The sequence below is a fragment of the Novosphingobium tardum genome, from assembly GCF_042652045.1.
Classification (GTDB): Bacteria; Pseudomonadota; Alphaproteobacteria; order Sphingomonadales; family Sphingomonadaceae; genus Novosphingobium; species Novosphingobium tardum.
Genome location: NZ_JBHSDR010000003.1, coordinates 1177992 through 1197926 on the forward strand (window position 1 = coordinate 1177992; position 19935 = coordinate 1197926).

Below are 19935 nucleotides of genomic sequence, written 5' to 3' on the forward strand. Positions count from 1 at the left end.
ACCCTAGGCCAACACGCACGCGCTCGAAAGGCTCAATTTCGCGGATGCAGCAATGTTCGACGCGCGACCGGACGCCGCGCCGAACGAATATTCCGCTCGCGCGACAACAACTGCCCGATTTTTGCGCAGGGGCTGCCCAAAGAGCAGGCAGCCGCGTCAGTATGGAGGCTTGTGCAGGCCCTTGGGGCTGAGCGTGAAGATCTCGCAGCCGTCTTCGGTGATGCCGATCGAATGCTCGAACTGAGCCGACAGGGAGCGGTCGCGGGTCACGGCCGTCCAGCCGTCTTCAAGCAGCTTTACTGGGGGTTTGCCCAGATTGATCATGGGTTCGATCGTGAAGAACATCCCGGGGCGCAGTTCAGGCCCCGTACCGGGCCGGGCGGCATGGACGACTTCGGGCGCGTCGTGAAAGAGCCGGCCAAGGCCATGACCGCAGAATTCGCGAACGACGCCGTAGCGCTGGCTTTCCGCATGGCGCTGAATGACGTGGCCGATATCGCCAAGCCGGGCCCCCGGGCGTGCCTGCTCGATTCCCAGCATCAGGCATTCGTAGGTGACATCCACCAGCTTGCGCGCCTTCAGCGGCACGTCGCCGACCAGGTACATCCGGCTTGAATCGCCGTGCCAGCCGTCGAGCAAGGGGGTCACGTCGATATTGACGATGTCGCCATCCTTCAGCGTCTTTTCCGACGGGATGCCGTGACACACGACATGATTGATCGAGATGCAGCACGAATGGGCATACCCGCGGTAGCCAAGCGTGGCCGGCACCGCCCCGCCGTCCAGCGTCATCTGGCGAACCACGTCGTCCAATTCAGCAGTGGTTACGCCCGGCTTTACCAGAGGTGCCATCGCGTCGAGTATCTCGGCCGCAAGGCGACCGGCGCGGCGCATGCCTTCGAAGGCCGCGGGTCCGTGGAGCTTGATTGTCCCGTCGCGCGGCAGGACATCGTCGTCGTCAATCGTCACGTAATCGGTCATGTCACCGATATAGCGGCGCAACCGCCGGATTGCGAGGTTTTAGCGCAACGCGAAGGCATCACGGTAGGCGGGGCGCACTGCCGCAAGCACCGCCGAGGTCACCGGTAGGGTCACTTCATAGCTCCCTTCCGCGAATGATCCGGCGACATAGGGGTCCATCAGGAAACCGATCCGGTCGAAGGCGCGGCGATTGCTCGAGCCAAGAATCACTGTCGCCTGGGACACCGGATCGACGCAGTTCGGGAAGACGGAATCACCTTCGGGGGGCCGAACAATGCCCTTGGCGCGGCGCGCGGCCTCGAGCCCCGCGCAGAACGGCTTGAGCACCGCAGACTTGAGCGCGGCTTTCGAGGTGAACATGTCGAGCACAGGCACCTCGCGCCCCGCCTGCTTGTCCCAGATCAGGCCCTTGAACCCCAAGTTTCCGTGCGCGCCGCCGGTGAAGAAATAAAGTTCCTCGGACAGGCTGAGGAAGCGCGCGGTCGACGTGACAACCTTCCAGGTGAGGTTGAGCGAGTGCTTGTGAAAGGGAAAGCCCTCCTTTCGAGCCGAGTTCCGATCCGCGGCGGCGGCGGCGTGCGCCTTGCGTTGCGCGGCGTCTCGTTCGCCTTCGAGCCGGGCCCTCAGCGCGGGAATGGCACCAACCTCGGCCGGGTGTGCATAGGAGAACTCCAGCACGTCGTCTTCCTGCTCGATCTTGCTTGCGCCACCATTTGCAGTCGCGGTTGCTGTCGCCGAAGCCGACGCGCTGGCCGAAACCTGCGGCATTGCGGCAGACGTCGCATTGGCGGTGGCGGTCTCTACCGCCGCGGTGGGAGAGGCTTCCCGCGAGCATCCCGAGATCAAGGCCGCGACAATGGTGAGTGGGATCAACGGACGCATCGGCGCTCCTTAATTGGTGACAGTTTATTCTCGCCCCGTCCGGCCGCTTCACGCTAAACGCCGCTGCCATGACCGACAAGCACGCGCTGATCCAGCCCGATCGCGGCCAGCAGGCCATCGCCATCCACGTCGTCGACAAGGCGACCTTTCCCGGCTGGCTCTCCTCGCTCACTACCGCGCAGAAGGCGGCAGTCGCCGCGCAGAAGTTCGTCGGCGGCGGCTACGAGCGCGCGATCGTCCCCGATGGAGATGGCTGGTTCGCGGTCGCCGGCGTGGCGAATGCCGCAAACCTGTCGAGCTGGTGCCTCGCCAAGCTGGCCGAGACGCTCCCCGCCGGCATTTACCGGCGGGTCGACGGGCAGCCGGGGAAGGCGCTTCACGGCTGGGTAACCGCGCAATACCGGTTCGATCGCTACCGCAAGGCGCCTGACGAGGCACCCGAGGGCGCACGCATTCTCCTTACCACAGATGCCAAGGCGATTGCTCCCGCACTGGCGGAGGCAGCGGCCGTCGCCAAGGTTCGCGACCTCGTCAACACGCCCGCCGAAGACATGGGGCCCGAGGCGATCGAGGCTGAGGTGCGCGCTCTTGCGAAAGGACATTCCGGTGGAAGGGCCGGCGCAGAAGTCACGGTCACCGCAGGCGACGCCCTGCTCAAGGGATATCCGATGATCCACGCGGTGGGACGCGCCGCCGCGCGCAGTCATGCGCCGCGCTTGGTCGAAATGACCTGGGGCGATCCGAAGGCGCCCCGCATCGCGATCGTCGGCAAGGGCGTGTGCTTCGATTCGGGCGGGCTCGACATCAAGCCGTCCGCGGGCATGTTGCTGATGAAGAAGGACATGGGGGGCGCCGCGCATGCGCTTGCGCTCGCGGGGCTCGTCATCGGCGCGGGACTCAAGGTGCGGCTTCACCTGCTGATCCCGGCGGTCGAGAACGCGGTCTCAGGCAATGCCTTCAGGCCGGGCGACGTCCTTGCCTCGCGCGCGGGGCCAACGGTGGAAGTCACCAATACCGACGCGGAGGGCCGTCTCGTGCTGGCCGACGCACTTGCCAAGGCCGCCGAAGACAAACCCGAACTCATTCTCGATTTCGCCACCCTGACCGGGGCGGCGCGGGTCGCGCTGGGACCCGATCTGCCGGGGCTGATGGCACGCCGTGACGAGACTGCAGCAGGCCTAGTCGAAGCGGGCCTGGCGCACGACGATCCTGTCTGGCGGCTCCCCTTGCATGAGGGCTATCGCGAATACCTCAAGTCCGACATTGCCGAAGTCGTCAATTCGCATTCCAACGGCTTTGCCGGGGCCAGCGTAGCCGGGCTCTTCCTCGATCGCTTCGTGCCCGAAGGCGTCGACTGGGCGCATTTCGACACGTTCGCGTGGCGGCCGGTGGCCAAGCCCGGCCGGCCAAAGGGCGGCGAGGCGCTGGGACTGCGCGCAGCGTGGCACTATCTCCGTCAACGTTACGGGGAGGATCGCCCGTAGGCTTCAACTTGCCCGCAACCCTTGCGCGCTATAAGGGCCGCCGCTTGCCGATAAGGGGCCCGATACTTGACTGCCGCCGTTGCCCGACAGACCGCCGATCCCGCCAATGGCCCCTACGCCGGGCAGTATGCGCTGGCTGGACCGGCGCGCATCGCCGATCCGCGGGTGACGCCAATCCGCGGCGACTTGGCCGACATCGCACTGGCTGGAAAGCTGTTCGCGCCGCACTATGTCGTGCCGCTGGAACGCGCGGTTGTCGTGCCCAGCGTCGCGCTGCGCAAGGCAGCCTCCGATGCTTCGGAGCAAACTTCCGAGCTTCTCGCCGGCGAAAGCTTCATGGTTCTTGATATCGCCGGGCGCGATGACGCCGCCTGGGCCTGGGGTTATGGCAAACACGACGACTATCTCGGCTATCTTCCGATGTCGGCGCTTGGCGAACGCGACACCGTTCCGCCGGCCGCTACGCCCGATGGCGCCGATCCGGTCGCGAGTGCCGAAGCAATGGTTGGCATGCCTTACTTGTGGGGCGGACGCGGGGGCGGCGGGATCGATTGCTCGGGCCTAGTCCAGGTCGTTTTCGCTCGCGCCGGGATCGACTTGCCGCGCGACAGTGACCAGCAGGCCGACGCTCCGGTCGGCCGTCTGCTTGACGACGGCGAGGCTTCGCAGCGCGGCGATCTCCTGTTCTTTCCCGATCACGTCATGATCCAGCGCGACGCCGAGACCGTCATCCATGCCAGCCAGGACAACGGCAAGGTGAGCATCGAGGCGCTGGCCGATGTCCTTGCCCGCAAGGCCACGGCCTTGACCGGTCGGCGGAGGGTGCTGTGAACAAGGTCTTCATCGACGGTGCCGCCGGGACCACCGGCCTGGAAATCGCGGACCGGCTGGCGGGACGCAGGGAATTTTCGCTGATCACGCTTGACGACGACCAGCGCAAGGACGCGCGGGCGCGGCGCGACGCCTTCCACGCGGCCGACTTTGCCATTCTGTGCCTGCCCGACGATGCGGCGCGCCAGGCGGTCTCGCTGGCCGACGGGTCTGCGGTTCGGATCATCGATGCGTCGAGCGCGCACCGGATCTCGCCGGGCTGGACCTTCGGGTTTCCCGAGGTCGTCGGGCGCGATGCCGTGGCGGACGCCCACCGTGTCTCCAACCCGGGATGCTATTCGACCGGCTTCATCGCACTCGTTGCGCCTTTGGTCCGCGCCGGCCTTATCCCAGCGGACTGGTCCTATACCTGCAATGCGGTGTCAGGATACTCAGGCGGCGGAAAGGCTCTCATCGAACGGTTCGAGGGCGATCCGGGGATTGCCTATCGCGCTTATGCGCTCGGCCTTGGGCACAAGCACGTTCCCGAGATGCAGGTGCGCAGCGGACTGTCGCACGCACCCCTGTTCAGCCCGGCGGTCATTCCTGCGCACCGCGGGATGGTGGTCGAAGTGCCGCTTCCCTTGGCCGCGATGCCGGGGGCGGGCAGCCCTGACGATCTCGCAGGCGCACTGACCGAATTCTATTCCGGTTCGCCGGTCGTGAAGGTCGTACGGGGCATGCCGGCGGACGGCGAGCTCCTGATCCGCGAGGGCGCGGCCCCGGCCGACGGCCTGGAGCTTCACGTCTTCGCAAGCGAAGACGGCAGCCAGGTGCGGCTCGTCGCGGTGCTCGATAATCTGGGCAAGGGCGCCAGCGGCGCCGCGGTGCAGAACCTGAACCTGATGGCCGGATTGCCCGAGACCGCGGGCCTCAGGCTCTAGACCTCAATCCTCGGGAGCGATGGTCACTTTCAGGCCGTCGAGCGCATCGCTCAGCGGGATCTGGCACGACAGGCGCGAGAACTCGTTGCGGTGGTCGGAGCTGTCGAGAAGGTCGTTCTCGTCCTCGCTCATCGGTTCGAGCTTGCCGGCATGATCGGCATCGACATAGACGTGACACGTCGCGCAGCTGCAGCAACCGCCGCACAGCGCCAGCAGCTCGTCAAAGCCGTTGTCGCGGATCGCTTCCATCACCGACAGGCCGGAGTCGGCTTCGACCGTCTTTTCCTCGCCCGCCCGATTGACCACCACCAGCTTCGGCATCGTCGTGTATCCCCGCGTCGTTTCCCAGACCTCACCTATCGGTGGGCGCCCCGGGCTGCTAGTGCCTGCTCCCGCCTTTGGCAAGGTCACGAAATTGGGAGCGCGGTGCGATGGGTTTGAGTGGCGAGGCAATCCGGGCCGGGCTCGACGATATCGCGGCGCGTGAGCCCAAGTTTGCCAGCGCTCTCGACCGGGCCGGTTATCCCGAGCCGCGAATCCGCGCCACGGGCTATCGCACCCTGCTGCGCACGATCGTGGGCCAGCAGGTCAGCGTCGCCGCTGCCGCTTCGGTATGGAACAAGCTGGAAGCCCTGCTGGGCGAGGACATGCCCCCCGAACTGCTTCTTCAGGCCTCGTTCGACGACCTTCGCGCCTGTGGCCTGTCGCGCCAGAAGCAGGGCTACGCCCGCTCGCTGTGCGAGCTCGTGGTGGCGAACGAACTCGATCTCGACGACCTGCCCGCGGACGACGAGGAGGCGATAGCCCAGCTCACCCGGATCAAGGGCATCGGGCGTTGGTCGGCAGAGATCTACCTGCTCTTCGCGGAAGGCCGCGCGGATATCTGGCCGGCGGGTGACCTGGCCGTGCAGGCGGGTCTGGCGCGGCTGCTCGAACTTGCAGAGCGTCCCGACGAAAAGGCGGCCCGCGCGATGGCGGAAGCCTGGCGTCCGCATCGCGGCGCGCTCGCGATCTTCACCTGGCACGTTTACAACAATCCCGCCTTGTAGGGCGCCGTCGCGCTTCGGCTGAGTGAGGCACCGGCCGATTTCGAGGGCTTGATCGGGCGCTAGCGCCGGCGACCTCATCCTGATACGCCCGTCAAATCCCGCGCGCAGACGGGAATTTTTTCCACGGGCTGGGGGAGTTCCGATGGTCGACGAAACAGCGTGCCAGGCGATCTTCATAACCGGGGCGGCGTCCGGCATCGGCCGTGCGGTCGCGCGGTATTTCGCGGCGCGCGGCTGGTGCGTGGGCTTGGCCGACGTCAACGCGGCCGGACTTGCCGAGACTGCGGAGATGCTCCCGGGCAAGGCCAGTTCGATCCACATCCTCGACGTGCGCGACCGCGAGGCTTGGGACGTCGCGCTTGCCGACTTCGCCCGGTTCAGCAAGGGCCGGCTCGACGTCCTCTTCAACAACGCCGGCATCGCCCACGGCGGGCCGTTGATGGACAACACGCCGGCGCAGATCGACGACCTGATCGACATCAATTTCAAGGGCGTCGTGAACGGCGCGCGGGCGGCCTTTCCGTACCTGCGCGATACGCCCGGGAGCTGCCTGCTCAACACCGCCTCGGCCGCGGCGCTTTACGGCTCGGCGGGCTTTGCGGTCTATTCGGCGACGAAGTTCGCCGTGCGCGCCATGACCGAGGCGCTCGAGATCGAGTGGCTGGACGCCAATGACAGCGGCGGGATCAAGGTCCGCTCGCTGATGCCGGGCTTTATCGACACGCCGCTCCTCGACGGTCCCTCAGGCAATCACACCAATATCTCGAAGCGCGAACGGGTGATCGAGGCCGGGCTGGAATTCACCCCGCTCGAGGAAGTCGCCCAGTGTGCGTGGGACGCCGTCCACCGCCGGAAGCTGCATACGCTCGTGGGCAAGACCGCGCGCCAGTTGGGCTTCGCTGCACGATGGATGCCGGGGCGGATACGCAAGCGGGCACGCGGGGTCATGGGCGCGGGAAGGCAGGGCTAGATCGATGAGCAGGCTCAAGACACATTCCGAACAGCATCTCGTTGCCCGGATCGGCTGGTTGCGGGCAGCGGTGCTGGGGGCGAACGACGGCATCGTTTCCACGGCCAGCCTGATCATCGGTGTCGCTTCGGCCGCCGCCGCGAAAGGCGAAATCGTCGTGGCGGGAGCTGCCGGGCTGGTCGCGGGTGCGATGTCGATGGCGGCGGGCGAATACGTCTCGGTCAGCTCTCAGGCAGATACCGAGAAGGCCGACCTTGCGCGTGAGACTGCCGAGCTTGCCGCCAATCCCGAAGCCGAACATGTTGAGCTTGCCGGCATCTACGAAAAGCGCGGGATCGATGCCGCCACCGCCGCCGAAGTCGCGCGGCAGCTGATGGCGACCGATGCGCTGCGTGCCCATGCGCGCGACGAGCTGGCGATCAACGAGATCACGACCGCCCGTCCGATCCAGGCCGCGCTGACCTCCGCCGCCACGTTCACCGCAGGGGCGCTGATGCCGCTCGCGGCCGTCCTGTTGAGCCCGCAGCGCCTGCTCGTTCCCGTTGTCGCGGGGGCCTCACTGCTGTTTCTGGCCGGGCTTGGTGCCGTTGGGGCGCGAGCGGGCGGGGCGCCCATCGCGCGCGCCACGCTCCGCGTAACATTCTGGGGAGCGCTGGCGATGCTGGCTACTGCCGGGATCGGGCGGCTGGTGGGAACCGCGGTCTGAGGATCAGAGCAGGCGGTCGATCGCTTCCGCCATTGCCGCGTCGCGGTGGCTGAGCCCGCCGGCATCGTGCGTGGTGAGAGTGATGGAGACGCCGTTGTACACGTTCGACCATTCCGGGTGATGATCGGCCTGCTCGGCCAGCAACGCGACCCGGGTCATGAAAGCAAATGCTTCGGAGAAATCGGCGAACCTGAAATCGCGGGAGATCGCCAGACCATCGGCGCGCAGCGTCCAGCCGGACAGCGCGCCAAGCGCCGCGTCACGCTCCGCATCGGTCAGCCGGGGTATGGTCATCGGATGAAGCTCCGCGTGTAGTTGAAGCGGTTACTCCGCCAGCTTGGCAGTCCGGCGGCTTTGACCTATCGCGACGGACGATGCAAGGCGCACGACGACCCTGGCGCCTCGCCGCCGCCGACCTGGCCTGCCGGCGCGGCGACCGGGTGCTGTTTGCGGGCGTTCATTTCGCGCTCGAGCCGGGCGACGCACTGCACCTTGCCGGGCCGAACGGCATCGGCAAGTCCAGCCTGATCCGCATACTTGCCGGCCTCCTTCGTCCATATGCGGGCCGGGTGGAGCGCAGCGGCGCGATTGCTCTGGCGGACGACCACCTTCCGCTCGACGGGCAAGCCCCGCTCGCGCGCGCACTGGACTTCTGGGCCGGCTTCGACGGGATCGCGCACGATGCGCTCGAGGCGGCCGTCTTGCGGCTCGAAATCGAGGGTCTGCTCGACGTTCCTGTCCGCTATCTTTCAACCGGACAAAAGAAGCGCGCGCTGCTCGCGCTGACCGCGGCGCGCGGCGTGCCGATCTGGCTGCTCGACGAGCCGCTCAACGGTCTCGACACGCAAGGGCTGGCGATCGTCGAAACCCTGATCGAGGAACATCGCGCGGCGGGCGGGATCGCGGTCATCGCCTCGCATCTTCCCCTTGGCCTGCCGGATATTCAGCGCGCCATGCTGGCCGACCACGTCCCGGGGCCCGAAACATGATTGCACGCTTCGGCCGATTGCTGGCGCGCGACCTCGCCATGCTCCTGCGCGGCGGCGCAGGGCGGGGCGGAGCGACGATGCCCGTGCTGTTCTTCCTCGCGGTCGCGATGCTCTATCCCTTCGCGGTGGGACCCGACGCGGCGCTTCTCGCGCGGACGGGGGCCGGAGTTGTGTGGATCGCCGCGCTGCTGGCGGCGATCCTGCCGCTCGACCGCCTGATCGAACCTGATCTAGAGGCCGGGTTCTTCGACCAGTGGGCGCTGCGCGGCGTGGCCGAGGAAGTGGTCCTGGCCGCGCGTATCCTGGCCCACTGGCTCAGCTTCGGCCCGCCGCTGATGCTGGCCGCCCTACCGGCGGCGGCACTGCTGGGTCTCGATGCGGAGCGCTTGCGGACGGTCGAGGCCGGGTTGCTTCTGGGCACGCCCGGGCTGGCGGCAATCGGCGTCACCGTCGCGGCGCTCACGGCCGGACTGCGTGGCGGCGCGGCGCTGGGCGGATTGCTTGTGATCCCGCTGGCCGTGCCGCTACTGATTTTCGGCGCGGGATCGCTCCAGCGCGGCGGCGAAAGCGGTCTTGCGCTCCTTGCTGCGGCCAGCCTTGCCGCGCTGGCGATAGCGCCGTTCGCCGGCGGCGCGGCGCTGCGGGCGTTGAGGGAATAGCGGGCCGAGGTTGGGCGATGCATGTGCGTCTTGGGCATGGCAAAATCCAATTATGTTGCCCCGGCCCCCTGCGCACCTTACCTCCACCGCCATGACCGCTCCGCCTGCCGCATCCGACACCCTTAAGCTCATCGGCAATACGCCGCTCGTTCGCCTTGCCGGGGCAAGCGAGGCCGCCGGCTGCGACATCTTCGGCAAGTGCGAGTTCGCCAACCCCGGCGCTTCGGTCAAGGACCGGGCCGCGCTGTGGATCGTGCGCGACGCGGAAGAGCGCGGCACGCTGACAGCGGGCGGCACCATCGTCGAAGGGACGGCCGGCAACACGGGGATCGGTCTCGCGCTCGTCGCCAATGCGCTGGGCTACAAGACGGTCATCGTCATGCCCGAAACGCAGAGCCGCGAGAAGATGGACACCCTGCGCGCGCTCGGTGCCGAGTTGGTCCTCGTTCCCGCCGCGCCGTTTTCGAACCCCGGGCACTTCGTCCACACCTCGCGCCGTCTGGCCGAGGAGACGCCGGGCGCCGTCTGGGCCAACCAGTTCGACAACACCGCCAATCGCAAGGCCCATATCGAGAGCACTGCTCCCGAAATCTGGGCGCAGATGGAAGGCCGGATCGACGGCTTCACCTGTGCCGCGGGAACGGGCGGCACAATCGCGGGCGTGGGCCTGGGCCTCAAGGCGTTCGACGAGAACGTGACGATCGCGCTGACCGACCCACACGGCGCGGCGCTCTATTCCTGGTACGCCGAGGGCGAGTTGCGATCGGAGGGTTCCTCCGTCGCAGAGGGCATCGGACAGGGGCGGATAACCGCCAATCTGGAAGGCGCGCCGATCGACACCCAATTTCGCATTTCCGACGAGGAAGGGCTTCATTGGGTGGAACGCATCCTGGCCGACGAGGGCCTGTGCCTGGGTCTGTCATCCGGCATCAACGTCGCCGGCGCGGTCGCCTTGGGCCGCAAGCTGATCGCCGAAGGCCGGCCCGCCCCACGGGTGGCGACGATCCTGTGCGACACGGGGTTTCGCTATCTCTCGTCGCTCTACAATGCCGACTGGTTGCGGTCCAAGGGCCTGCCGGTGTTCCCATGGCTGGCATAATCGGGTAATCGGGGCGCAATGGCGTCTATCGCACCCGAACCGATCCCGTCCGCCGCAGCGCCAAAGCTCGCGCCGCAGCACTTCTTACCGCCCACGCCGCGCGAGCTCCGGGCTCAGGGCGTGCATCGCCTGCAGGTCGGGCTGTTCGGCCTTGCCGGGATGGTCCTGCTTGTGGGCCTCGCCAACATCATCATGGATCACGCGCGGGCGAGCGATAATGCCACGGCCGAGGCCGCTGCCGCATCGGCGGCGGTCGCCCGCGTTGCGCCCGAAACCGCGGTGTCGAGACCGGGCGGCGATCCGCTTGCCGATATCGGCGTCGTACCCGATCTCCCTTCGAGCGCGGACACCCGCGCGGCCGTGCCCGCGCCGGCGCTTTCGCCCGCTATAACGCCCGATCCGGCAGCCTCGCCGGTTCGGCGCTAGGCGCGCGATGCCCGGGCCTCGGCCGCGTCGGCGGCTGGCGACGCTGCTGGCGGCAGTGATCCTGGCCATCGGACTGGTCTTCCTGCTCGTACACACCCGCGTCGCCGAACCTGCCGAACCCGGTGAAAAGCCCAAGCTTGCTCTGTTCACCTCGCTGCCTCTGTTCTGGGCGGAAGCGCCCGATCTCGCCACGATGCTGCGCGACGACCGCCCGCCCCATTGGGCGCGAGGCGCGCTGGAGAGGCGTTACGTAGTCGCGCCGCTCGACACGCTCGAGCCGGGGCCGGGCGGGCTGGACGGAACCGAACGTCTTGCGCTTATCCAGCCGCGCCCTCTCTCACCGTCCGAGAACGTGGCGCTCGACCGCTGGGTGCGCGAGGGCGGCAGTCTGCTCCTGTTCGCCGATCCCGCGCTGACCGAAGACAGTAGTTTCGCGATGGGCGACAAGCGCCGCCCGCAAGACATCGCGATGCTTTCGCCCATCTTGTCGCGCTGGGGCCTGAAACTGATGTTCGACGACGAGCAGCCGCTCGGCCTGCACGACGTAGGCGTCGGCGCGGCAAGGCTGCCGGTCAATCTTCCGGGTCACTTCGTCCTGTCGCCCGGCGGCGCGGAGGGCAGATGCGCGCTGGCGGAAGGGGGGCTGGTCGCCAGTTGCTCGATCGGGCGGGGACGTGTCCTCGCGGTCGCTGATGCGGCGCTCTTTGAAACTGCGCCAGATGAGGCCGACCGAGCCACGCGAAGCCGCGCGCTTTTCCCGCTGCTCGATCGCGCATTCGGGGCAGACCCGGCGTCCTGAGCGGGGCGTTGCCAACCCCACCCTATCGCCCACAGCGGGAATTCACGGGACAAACTTCTGCCGCGCGCGGGCCAATGCGAATCACTGCGGTAAATACTTGATTTTACGTGAAGAACAAATAGACAACATCGCGCCGGCGGGCGGATCAGCGTCCTTCATTTATTCAAATAAAACAATATTATACCGTTTATCCCCGTAAATTCCCGCATTTTTCCCTTTTCTGCGCCCCCGCCGAGGGTTAATGAATTGCTCTATCGGAGTGAATCCATGCGGCATCCCGTGGGGGTGAGCCGGCTCGCATCAGCGCGGGCCGGGTCGGGGAGGTTCACGCTTGGCGGGGTTGGGCATTTTGGCGGCGAGGCAGCCTTTCAGCTTCAGGGGCATGGGCTTTTCGCTTCGCGGCGAGAAGGATCGCTTCGTGTTGCCCCCGGCGTTCCGCAAGCTGGTCCGCGATGCCTCCGACGGCCAGCGCGTGCTGTGCCTGGCCAAGCATGACCGCTGGCCCTGCCTTACCGGCTTCGGCCTTTCGCGTATCGACGAATTTGCCGACCAGATCGACCGTGAGGAAGGCGCTGCCCTGGCCCGGGGTGTCGAATTCGATCGCGATCTGCGCGCTACCCAGCTCTACGGCTTCAGCGAGGTTCCGTTCGATGAATCGGGCCGCTTCGTGCTTCCCGAGTTTCTCGGCCAGCTTGGCGAGATCGCCGGCCAGGCTTTTTTCCAGGGCGGCGGCCCCTTCTTCACGATCTGGAACCCCGAGGCGCTGATGGCGATGGGGTCCGGGTGGGAAGCCGCGCAGGCCGGCTGCCGCGCGCTCGCCGCCGAAGCGTCCAGCGGCGGAAGGGCGCGGCGATGAGCGCGCCACATCTCCCCGTCCTGATCGACGAGGTGATTGCCGCGCTGGCGCCCGTTCCGGGCAGCGTGATCGTCGACGCGACATTCGGGGCCGGGGGTTATACCCGCCGCCTGCTCGACGCGGGAGCGACAGTTCACGCCTTTGACCGCGATCCCGATGCGATCGCCGCGGGCTCGGTCTGGCCTGAAACGGGCTCGCAGCCGCCGCGCCTGGTGCTTCATCCACGCCGGTTCTCCGAACTCGTCGCGGGGCTGGCCGAAGCAGGCGTTGCCGCGGTGGATGGAGTGGTGTTCGATATCGGGGTCAGCTCGATGCAGCTCGACCAGCCGGCGCGGGGCTTCGCCTTCTCCAGCGACGGACCGCTCGACATGCGGATGTCGCAGGAAGGCGAGAGCGCGGCAGACTTTCTGAACGAGGCGGACGAAGCGGCGATCGCCGACGTCCTCTACAACTATGGCGAAGAGCGCCAGTCGCGCCGCGTGGCGCGTGCGATCGTTGCCGCGCGTCCGCTCACGACGACGGGCGAACTCGCCAGGGTTGTGCGCAAGGCGCTCGGCTATCGGCCGGGCGCGCCCAAGGATCCGGCAACGCGCAGTTTTCAGGCGATCCGCATCCACGTGAACGGCGAGCTGGACGAACTGCGCGCCGCGCTCGCTGCGGCGGAGCAGGTCCTTGCGCCCGGCGGCCGCCTGGCGGTGGTTTCGTTCCACAGCCTCGAGGACCGGATCGTGAAGCAGTTCCTGCGCGATGCGGGCGGGGCGAAGGCCGGCGGATCGCGCCACCTTCCGCACCTCGCCGCGGTCGACGCGCCGAGCTTCAAGCGCCCCTCGGCGGCGATCCGGCCGAGCGAGGCCGAGCTTGCCCGGAACCCGCGCGCCCGTTCCGCGACGCTGCGCTGGGCGGAGCGGACCGCGGCACCGGCCCGCGAGAGGAGGGTGGCCGCATGATTACCGCCGGCAACATGCGCAAGATCGGCTGGGCGGCGCTCCTCGCGGTCTGCTTCGCCATGTTGTTCGCACTGTCGCTGCGGGTCAACGCGTTGCGCAGCGAGGTGCGCCGCACCGAGATGAAGATCGTCGCCCTGAAGCGCGAGAAGGTCTATCTCGAGACCGAATTCGAGACCCGCGCCAACCAGCAGCAGCTCGAAAGCTGGAACGACGTCGAGTTCGGATATGTCGCGCCGGGGCCCGGCCAGTATCTCGAAAACGTTCGCCAGTTGGCGGCGCTCGGCAAGCCTGCGGGCCCTGCCGCGCCTGCGCCGATCCGGGTGGCGGTGGCCCAGCCGGTCGAGGAAGGGTCGGTCTTCCCCGCGATGGTCTCTCCGCTGACGGGGAAGCATCTCGACAGTGACGACGCGGGTGACGAAACGGCCGCCGAACTGGCGCCCGCGGATCATGACAAGGCGGCAGCGCGCCTTGGCGAACGGCTCGGCACCGTCGATCACGACGCGGACAAGGGCGATGAGCCTACCGCCAAGACCGCCAAGGTGAAGCTCGCCGCTGCTGGCTCGAGCCCGGACAAGCGCAAGTGAACGCGCTGACTTACTCGACCGCCGTCGCCACGGGGCGGGTCCAGCTTGCCAACGTGCGCGCCAAGTCGCTGCTTACGGCGCAGGTTCGCCTTCTGGCGGTGCTGCTGATGATTGCTCTGGCGACAGCCGCATTTCTCATGCGGATCGCGGTCCTCGGACTGGTGGAGCCCGCCCCGCGTGCCGCCACGATCGACGAAGCCCTTCTGCCCAGCCGCGGCGAGATCACCGACCGCAACGGCGTTCCGCTGGCCCGCGCCTTTCCGGCATATGCATTGTGGTACAACCCCGATGCCTTGGGCGGCGGCTCGCCCATGGTCCACAGTCCGGCAGTCGTCGCGCGTGCTCTTACGGCGATTTTCCCGGACATGGACGAGACAGACCTTCGTCAGCGCCTGGCGGCGGGCAAGCCAGGGTACCTGCGGCGCCGCCTGCTTCCCGAGGAAGCGAACCGCGTACACGCCCTGGGCGAGCCTGCGCTGGAATTCCCGCGCGAGAACGATCGCTATTATCCGCAAGGCTCGCTCGCCGCGCACGTGCTTGGCTACGTCGCTTCCGACGGCAAGGGCCGCGTCGGCATGGAGCAGGTTCTCGACAAGCAGCTCACCGATGCGGCGACGCGCGGACAGCCCGAACGTCTCGCTCTCGATATGCGGGTGCAGGGCGCGCTCGAGGACGAGCTTAACCGTGGGATGCTGGAATCGAACGCCAAGGGTGCGGCAGGGATCGTCCTCGACGTCGACACCGGCGAGGTCATGGCACTGGCGTCGCTGCCCTCGTTCAATCCCAACCGGATCGACGGCGCGATCAACAGCCTGGTGTTCAACAAGGTGACGAACCAGGTCTATGAGCTGGGCTCCACCTTCAAGCCGATCACCGTCGCTTCGGCGATCGATGCCGGCGTGGTGACCGACCTTTCCGTCCGCTACGACGCCACGCGCCCGCTTTCGATCGGCGGCTTCCAGATTCACGACAGCCACTCGATGGGTTGGCTCAACGTGCCCGAGGCGCTCATTCATTCGTCCAACATCGTCACCGCGCAAGTCGCGGACAAGCTGGGCAGCGCCCGCCTCGAGGCGACGATGCGCGCGCTGGGAATGAACGAGCGGCCTTATATCGAATTGCCGGCGCGCGGCTTTCCGCTGTGGCCCCGAGGCAACTGGGCGCGGATCACGACGATGACGGTTTCCTATGGCCACGGTATCGCGGTCACGCCGCTGCATCTCGCCTCGGCCTATGCCGCGCTGGTGAACGGCGGCGTGTGGCGCCCGGCAACGCTGGAAAAGGTCGCGCCCGGCCATGCGGTCGCCGGACGCCGGGTGTTCAAGGCTTCGACCAGCGCGCGGATGCGCCAGCTCCTGCGCATGATCGTGGCCGATGGCACGGGCAAGAAGGCCAACGCCCCCGGATTCCGCGTAGGCGGCAAGACCGGCTCGGCCGAAAAGCCTGGCGCAGGCGGCGGCGCCTATCGCAAGAACGCGCTCATCGCGACTTTCGCCGCGGCCTTCCCCATGGATCGTCCCCGTTATGTCGTGATCGCGATGCTCGACGAGCCGCAGGGCACCGTCGCCACGTCGGGCCAGCGCACGGCGGCGTGGAATGCCGCCCCAGTCGTCGGCCGCGTCGTTCCGCGCATCGGCCCGCTTCTGGGGATCATGCCCGACTCGACCCGCGACATCGACATTTCCGATCTGTCGCCGCTGGTCGCGAACGGGGACGGCGAGTGAAACTGGGCCGGCTCGCGGCCGAAGCGGGATTGAGCGGAGCAGAAAACGTGGCCGCGACGGTCACCGGCTTTGCCATCGACCATCGCAAGGTCGCACCCGGCACCGTCTTCGGTGCATTTCGCGGCACGCGCGTGAACGGCGAGGATTTCATTCCTGCAGCGATCGAAGCGGGTGCGATTGCCGTGGTCGCGCGTCCCGACGTCGTCGTCACCGGCGCGTCGCACATTGCCGATCCCGAACCCCGCCGCGCGTTTGCCCGCCTTGCGGCCAGGTTCTTCGTGCCCGTGCCCGAAACCGTCGTCGCGGTGACCGGCACCAACGGCAAGACCTCGACCGTCGAAATGACGCGCCAGTTGTGGCGGATGGCGGGCCATCGCGCGGCCTCGATCGGCACCCTAGGCGTGACCACGCCGGACGAGTCGGTGTCCACGGGACTTACCACGCCCGACATCGTCACCTTCCTCGCCAACATGAGCGGTCTTGCTCGCGAAGGCGTCACGCACGTCGCTTATGAGGCATCGAGCCACGGTCTCGACCAGTTCCGCAACGAAGGTCTGGCGGTTGCCGCCGGAGCTTTCACCAACCTTTCGCGTGACCATCTCGACTATCATGCCGGAATGGACGAGTATTTCGCAGCCAAGATGCGCCTGTTCGACGAGGTCGTCCAGGATGGCGGGGCGGCGGTGGTCTGGGCCGACGATGCCTGGTCCGACAAGGCTTGTGAGCATGCGCGCAAAAGGGGGTTGCGCCTGCTCACCGTGGGCGAGCGAGGCGGCACGCTCCGTCTCCTCGCCCGCACCCCGGGACTGCTCGGCCAGTCGCTCGAGATCGATTACGAAGGCGCGAAGCGCACCATCGCGCTGCCGCTGATAGGAGCCTATCAGGCCGCTAACGCGCTCGTCGCCGCAGGGCTGGTACTGGCGACTGGTGGACAGCCAAGTGCCACGTTCGATGGCCTTTCCCGGCTCCAGCCCGTCCGCGGCCGGCTCGAACGCGCGGCGATTGCCCGTTCGGGCGCACCGGTCTACGTCGATTACGCACATACTGCCGACGCGCTGGAGGCTGCAATCGCCGCGCTGCGTCCGCACGTTCGCGGGCGTCTGATCGTCGTGTTCGGCGCGGGCGGCGACCGCGATCAGGGCAAGCGGCCCGAAATGGGCGCCGTTGCCGCTCGCGATGCCGACGTCGTGATCGTGACGGACGACAATCCCCGGGGCGAAGATCCGGCCGCGATCCGCAAGGCCGTGCTGGCTGGCGCGGGGCCGCAGGCGCTGGAAATCGGCGATCGACGCGCGGCAATCGCGTCCGCGGTGGGGCAAGCCGGTGAGGGCGATATCGTCCTTGTCGCCGGCAAGGGACATGAACAGGGACAGATCGTGGGGACCGGAGACGACATGCGCATCCTTCCATTCGACGACGTGACGGTGGCGCGCGAATGCGCCGCGCCGAATGGGGGAACCGGGGAATGAGCGCTTTCTCCGCGCTGCTCGCCTGGCCACGTGAGCTGGCCGACCGGGCCGGTCTCGCGTTGTGGACTTCCGACGCGGTTGCCGCCGCGGTGGGCGGGGTCGCCTCGGAGCCGTTCGCGGTTTCCGGCGTGGCCTACGATTCGCGCGAGGTACACGAAGGGGACTTGTTTTTCGCCCTGACCGGCGAACAGGCCGACGGCCATGCCTTCCTCGATCAGGCTTTTTCCCGTGGCGCCGCCGCGGCCGTGGTCGACCGGCCGATCGACATGCCGCACGTTCTCGTCAAGGATACCTTAAGTGCGCTTGAGCTGCTTGCATCAGCTGCTCGCGGACGGGTCGATGCGGCCATTGTCGGGGTTACCGGATCGGCCGGCAAGACCGGCGTCAAGGAAGCCCTTTATGCCGCGCTCGATCGCGGAAGCCGGGGCCGGGCGCACCGCTCGGTCAAGAGCTACAACAACCATGTCGGCGTTCCCCTCAGCCTCGCGCGGATGCCCGCGCGCACGGCGTTCGGGGTATTCGAGATGGGAATGAACCATCCCGGCGAACTGGCGTACCTCACGCGCATCGTCCGGCCCCACGTGGCGATCGTCACTACTATCGCGCCCGCACACATCGGCTTCTTCACCGGCGAGGAGCAGATCGCCGATGCCAAGGGTGAGATATTCGAGGGCCTCGAGGCTATCGACGGCCTTGCCGGGGAGCGCGGCGGGGTCGCCATCATCCCGGCCGACAACCCGCACTACGAGCGCCTGCGGGCCAAGGCCGCGCGCCACGCGGGCATGATCGTATCGTTCGGCCGTGCGGCGCACGCCGACGTGCGGGTACTCGATACGGTTGCGGCGCCCGGCGGGGGAACGCTGGTCACCGCGGACATGGGCGACCGGCGGATTTGCTACACCGTCAGTCAGCCGGGCGATCACTGGGTGCTTAACAGCCTGGCGGTGATGGCGGCCGTTCGCGCGGTGGGAGGAGACCTTGGGGCGGCGGGCCTTGCGCTGGCCGAGATGGAAGGCCTGGCCGGTCGCGGTGCACGGCACATCGTTTCGGCCCCCGCCGGCGACGGCAGCGGCGAGGCCCTGCTGATCGACGAAAGCTACAACGCAAATCCCGCCTCGATGCGCGCGACCATCGCGCAACTGGGGATCACCCCGGCCCGCCGCCGGGTCGCCGTGCTTGGAGCGATGCGCGAACTGGGCGAGGACGAGGCCCGCTATCACGCCGAGCTGTCGGCCCCGCTGTTCGCGGCGGAAGTCGACCGGGTGGTGCTCGTCGGCGACGAAATGGCCGCTCTGGCGGATGCGCTGGGGAAATCGCCGGCCCTGGCGCTTGGCAAGCGAATCGATGTAGCGCATGTGGCTAACGCCTCCGAAGCGCTTGCCATGCTGCGCCGCGGCGGCATTGCGGGCGGGGATGCCATTCTCGTCAAAGGGTCGAATTCGGTCGGGCTGGGCGCCATCGTGCGCGCACTGACCAGCAAGGAAGGTTGATGCTCTATTGGGTCGCCGAGCTGTTGGGATTCCACGGGCTTTCCAACCTCGTGCGCTATCAGACCTTCCGCGCGGGCTCGACCTTGCTCACCGCGCTGGTGATCGGCCTGATCATCGGACCACGCTTCATCTCGATGCTTCGCGTGCGCCAGGGCAAGGGCCAGCCGATCCGCGAGGATGGGCCCCAGACCCATCTGGCAAAGCGCGGAACGCCGACGATGGGCGGCCTGATGATCATCATTGCCCTGATGCTGGCGGCAGTGGTCTGGATGGACCTTTCGTCGCGCTACGTCTGGGCTTGCATCGCCGTAACCGCGGGCTTCGGCCTGATCGGCTTCCTCGACGACTGGGACAAGGTCCGCAAGGCCAGTCACAAGGGCGTTTCGGGCCGCACGCGCCTGCTCGCAGAGTTCGTCGTGGCCGGGATCGCCGCCGCGCTGATCGTAAAGGAAACGCACCTCTACGTTCCGTTCTTCAGCAATCTCTACATTCCGCTCGGGCCGTTCTACTACGTTTTCGCCGCTTTCGTGATCGTGGGCGCGGGCAATGCGGTGAACCTCACCGACGGTCTCGACGGGCTGGCGATCATGCCGGTCATCATCGCCAGCGGAACGTTCGCGATCATCGCCTATCTCGCCGGACGCGCCGACTATGCGCATTACCTCGGCATTCCGCACGTGCCGGGAGCCGGGGAGCTGGCGATCTTCTGTGCGGCGGTCATGGGGGCGGGGCTTGCATTCCTGTGGTTCAATGCGCCGCCTGCGGCAGTCTTCATGGGCGATACCGGCAGTCTCGCCCTGGGCGGCGCGCTGGGCGTGATCGCGGTCGCCGCGCATCACGAGATCGTGCTGGCGATCGTCGGCGGCCTGTTCGTGCTCGAAGCGGCTTCGGTCATCATCCAGGTGTTCTTCTTCAAGCGCACCGGGAAGCGGGTCTTCCGCATGGCCCCGATCCATCATCATTTCGAACAGCTCGGCTGGGCCGAGTCCACGGTCGTGATCCGTTTCTGGATCGTCTCGATCGTCCTCGCGCTTATCGGGCTTGCAACGCTCAAGGTGCGCTAAGGG

General features: G+C 67.4%; 22 protein-coding genes. 18 read left to right on the top strand and 4 right to left on the bottom strand.

Annotation, left to right across the window (positions count from 1 at the left end):
• Positions 1-156: 156 nt before the first annotated feature.
• A complete protein-coding gene (gene map / locus ACFO0A_RS05860) occupies positions 157-981 on the bottom strand; it encodes a type I methionyl aminopeptidase (RefSeq protein WP_379538031.1) in 825 nt (274 codons plus the stop codon).
• Between the two features lie 39 nt (positions 982-1020).
• On the bottom strand, positions 1021-1863 hold the full coding sequence (locus tag ACFO0A_RS05865) for a DUF4163 domain-containing protein (protein ID WP_379538032.1): 843 nt from the start codon (positions 1861-1863) through the stop codon (positions 1021-1023).
• Between the two features lie 68 nt (positions 1864-1931).
• Here ACFO0A_RS05865 and ACFO0A_RS05870 point away from each other — a divergent pair, with 68 nt between their 5' ends.
• The 3 genes from ACFO0A_RS05870 to argC all read left to right on the top strand — a co-directional run bounded on the left by ACFO0A_RS05870 (position 1932) and on the right by argC (position 5101).
• A complete protein-coding gene (locus tag ACFO0A_RS05870) occupies positions 1932-3347 on the top strand; it encodes a leucyl aminopeptidase family protein (protein WP_379538033.1) in 1416 nt (471 codons plus the stop codon).
• A 66-nt stretch (positions 3348-3413) separates the two neighbouring features.
• Positions 3414-4178, top strand: coding sequence for a C40 family peptidase (locus ACFO0A_RS05875; protein WP_379538034.1), 765 nt, complete (start codon positions 3414-3416; stop codon positions 4176-4178).
• Positions 4175-5101, top strand: a complete 927-nt coding sequence (gene argC, locus ACFO0A_RS05880) for an N-acetyl-gamma-glutamyl-phosphate reductase (protein WP_379538035.1) — start codon at positions 4175-4177, stop codon at positions 5099-5101. The genes ACFO0A_RS05875 and argC overlap by 4 nt, the downstream gene beginning before the upstream one ends.
• A 3-nt stretch (positions 5102-5104) precedes the next feature.
• On the opposite strand, the gene ACFO0A_RS05885 is transcribed toward argC, so the two are convergent.
• Positions 5105-5422, bottom strand: coding sequence for a 2Fe-2S iron-sulfur cluster-binding protein (locus tag ACFO0A_RS05885; RefSeq protein ID WP_379538036.1), 318 nt, complete (start codon positions 5420-5422; stop codon positions 5105-5107).
• Between the two features lie 110 nt (positions 5423-5532).
• Here ACFO0A_RS05885 and ACFO0A_RS05890 point away from each other — a divergent pair, with 110 nt between their 5' ends.
• The 3 genes from ACFO0A_RS05890 (at position 5533) to ACFO0A_RS05900 (ending at position 7826) form a co-directional block, all read left to right on the top strand.
• Entirely contained in the window at positions 5533-6150 is a 618-nt protein-coding gene (locus tag ACFO0A_RS05890; protein WP_379538037.1) for a DNA-3-methyladenine glycosylase family protein, read from the top strand.
• Between the two features lie 142 nt (positions 6151-6292).
• Positions 6293-7120 carry an SDR family oxidoreductase gene (locus ACFO0A_RS05895; RefSeq protein WP_379538038.1) on the top strand — a complete coding sequence of 276 codons (828 nt, stop codon included), beginning with the start codon at positions 6293-6295 and terminating at the stop codon, positions 7118-7120.
• A 4-nt stretch (positions 7121-7124) separates the two neighbouring features.
• A complete protein-coding gene (locus ACFO0A_RS05900) occupies positions 7125-7826 on the top strand; it encodes a VIT1/CCC1 transporter family protein (protein ID WP_379538039.1) in 702 nt (233 codons plus the stop codon).
• A gap of 3 nt (positions 7827-7829) precedes the next feature.
• Here ACFO0A_RS05900 and ACFO0A_RS05905 read toward each other — a convergent pair whose 3' ends face one another.
• Positions 7830-8120 (bottom strand): 4a-hydroxytetrahydrobiopterin dehydratase, encoded by a 291-nt coding sequence (locus ACFO0A_RS05905; RefSeq protein ID WP_379538040.1) that lies wholly within the window; start codon positions 8118-8120, stop codon positions 7830-7832.
• Positions 8121-8200: 80 nt separating this feature from the next.
• On the opposite strand from ACFO0A_RS05905, the gene ccmA reads away from it, so the two are divergent.
• The 12 genes from ccmA (at position 8201) to mraY (ending at position 19932) form a co-directional block, all read left to right on the top strand.
• Positions 8201-8815: a heme ABC exporter ATP-binding protein CcmA gene (gene ccmA / locus ACFO0A_RS05910; RefSeq protein ID WP_379538041.1), complete on the top strand. Its 615-nt coding sequence runs from the start codon at positions 8201-8203 to the stop codon at positions 8813-8815.
• Positions 8812-9474: a heme exporter protein CcmB gene (gene ccmB / locus ACFO0A_RS05915; RefSeq protein WP_379538042.1), complete on the top strand. Its 663-nt coding sequence runs from the start codon at positions 8812-8814 to the stop codon at positions 9472-9474. The genes ccmA and ccmB overlap by 4 nt, the downstream gene beginning before the upstream one ends.
• 91 nt (positions 9475-9565) lie before the next feature.
• Positions 9566-10573: a cysteine synthase A gene (locus ACFO0A_RS05920; protein ID WP_379538043.1), complete on the top strand. Its 1008-nt coding sequence runs from the start codon at positions 9566-9568 to the stop codon at positions 10571-10573.
• A gap of 18 nt (positions 10574-10591) precedes the next feature.
• Positions 10592-10999 (top strand): hypothetical protein, encoded by a 408-nt coding sequence (locus ACFO0A_RS05925; protein ID WP_379538044.1) that lies wholly within the window; start codon positions 10592-10594, stop codon positions 10997-10999.
• A 7-nt stretch (positions 11000-11006) separates the two neighbouring features.
• Entirely contained in the window at positions 11007-11798 is a 792-nt protein-coding gene (locus ACFO0A_RS05930) for a Gldg family protein (RefSeq protein WP_379538045.1), read from the top strand.
• Between the two features lie 382 nt (positions 11799-12180).
• Positions 12181-12654 (top strand): division/cell wall cluster transcriptional repressor MraZ, encoded by a 474-nt coding sequence (locus ACFO0A_RS05935; protein ID WP_379538046.1) that lies wholly within the window; start codon positions 12181-12183, stop codon positions 12652-12654.
• Positions 12651-13601 carry a 16S rRNA (cytosine(1402)-N(4))-methyltransferase RsmH gene (gene rsmH, locus ACFO0A_RS05940; RefSeq protein ID WP_379538047.1) on the top strand — a complete coding sequence of 317 codons (951 nt, stop codon included), beginning with the start codon at positions 12651-12653 and terminating at the stop codon, positions 13599-13601. Before ACFO0A_RS05935 ends, rsmH begins: the two co-directional genes overlap by 4 nt.
• Positions 13598-14185 (top strand): hypothetical protein, encoded by a 588-nt coding sequence (locus tag ACFO0A_RS05945; protein WP_379538048.1) that lies wholly within the window; start codon positions 13598-13600, stop codon positions 14183-14185. The genes rsmH and ACFO0A_RS05945 overlap by 4 nt, the downstream gene beginning before the upstream one ends.
• A complete protein-coding gene (locus ACFO0A_RS05950; protein ID WP_379538049.1) occupies positions 14182-15909 on the top strand; it encodes a peptidoglycan D,D-transpeptidase FtsI family protein in 1728 nt (575 codons plus the stop codon). Before ACFO0A_RS05945 ends, ACFO0A_RS05950 begins: the two co-directional genes overlap by 4 nt.
• Positions 15906-17378, top strand: coding sequence for a UDP-N-acetylmuramoyl-L-alanyl-D-glutamate--2,6-diaminopimelate ligase (locus tag ACFO0A_RS05955; RefSeq protein ID WP_379538050.1), 1473 nt, complete (start codon positions 15906-15908; stop codon positions 17376-17378). Before ACFO0A_RS05950 ends, ACFO0A_RS05955 begins: the two co-directional genes overlap by 4 nt.
• Positions 17375-18868: a UDP-N-acetylmuramoyl-tripeptide--D-alanyl-D-alanine ligase gene (locus tag ACFO0A_RS05960; protein WP_379538051.1), complete on the top strand. Its 1494-nt coding sequence runs from the start codon at positions 17375-17377 to the stop codon at positions 18866-18868. Before ACFO0A_RS05955 ends, ACFO0A_RS05960 begins: the two co-directional genes overlap by 4 nt.
• The gene (gene mraY, locus ACFO0A_RS05965) at positions 18868-19932 is read left to right on the top strand and encodes a phospho-N-acetylmuramoyl-pentapeptide-transferase (protein ID WP_379538052.1); all 1065 of its coding nucleotides are present in this window, start codon (positions 18868-18870) and stop codon (positions 19930-19932) included. The genes ACFO0A_RS05960 and mraY overlap by 1 nt, the downstream gene beginning before the upstream one ends.
• The last annotated feature ends 3 nt before the right edge of the window (positions 19933-19935 follow it).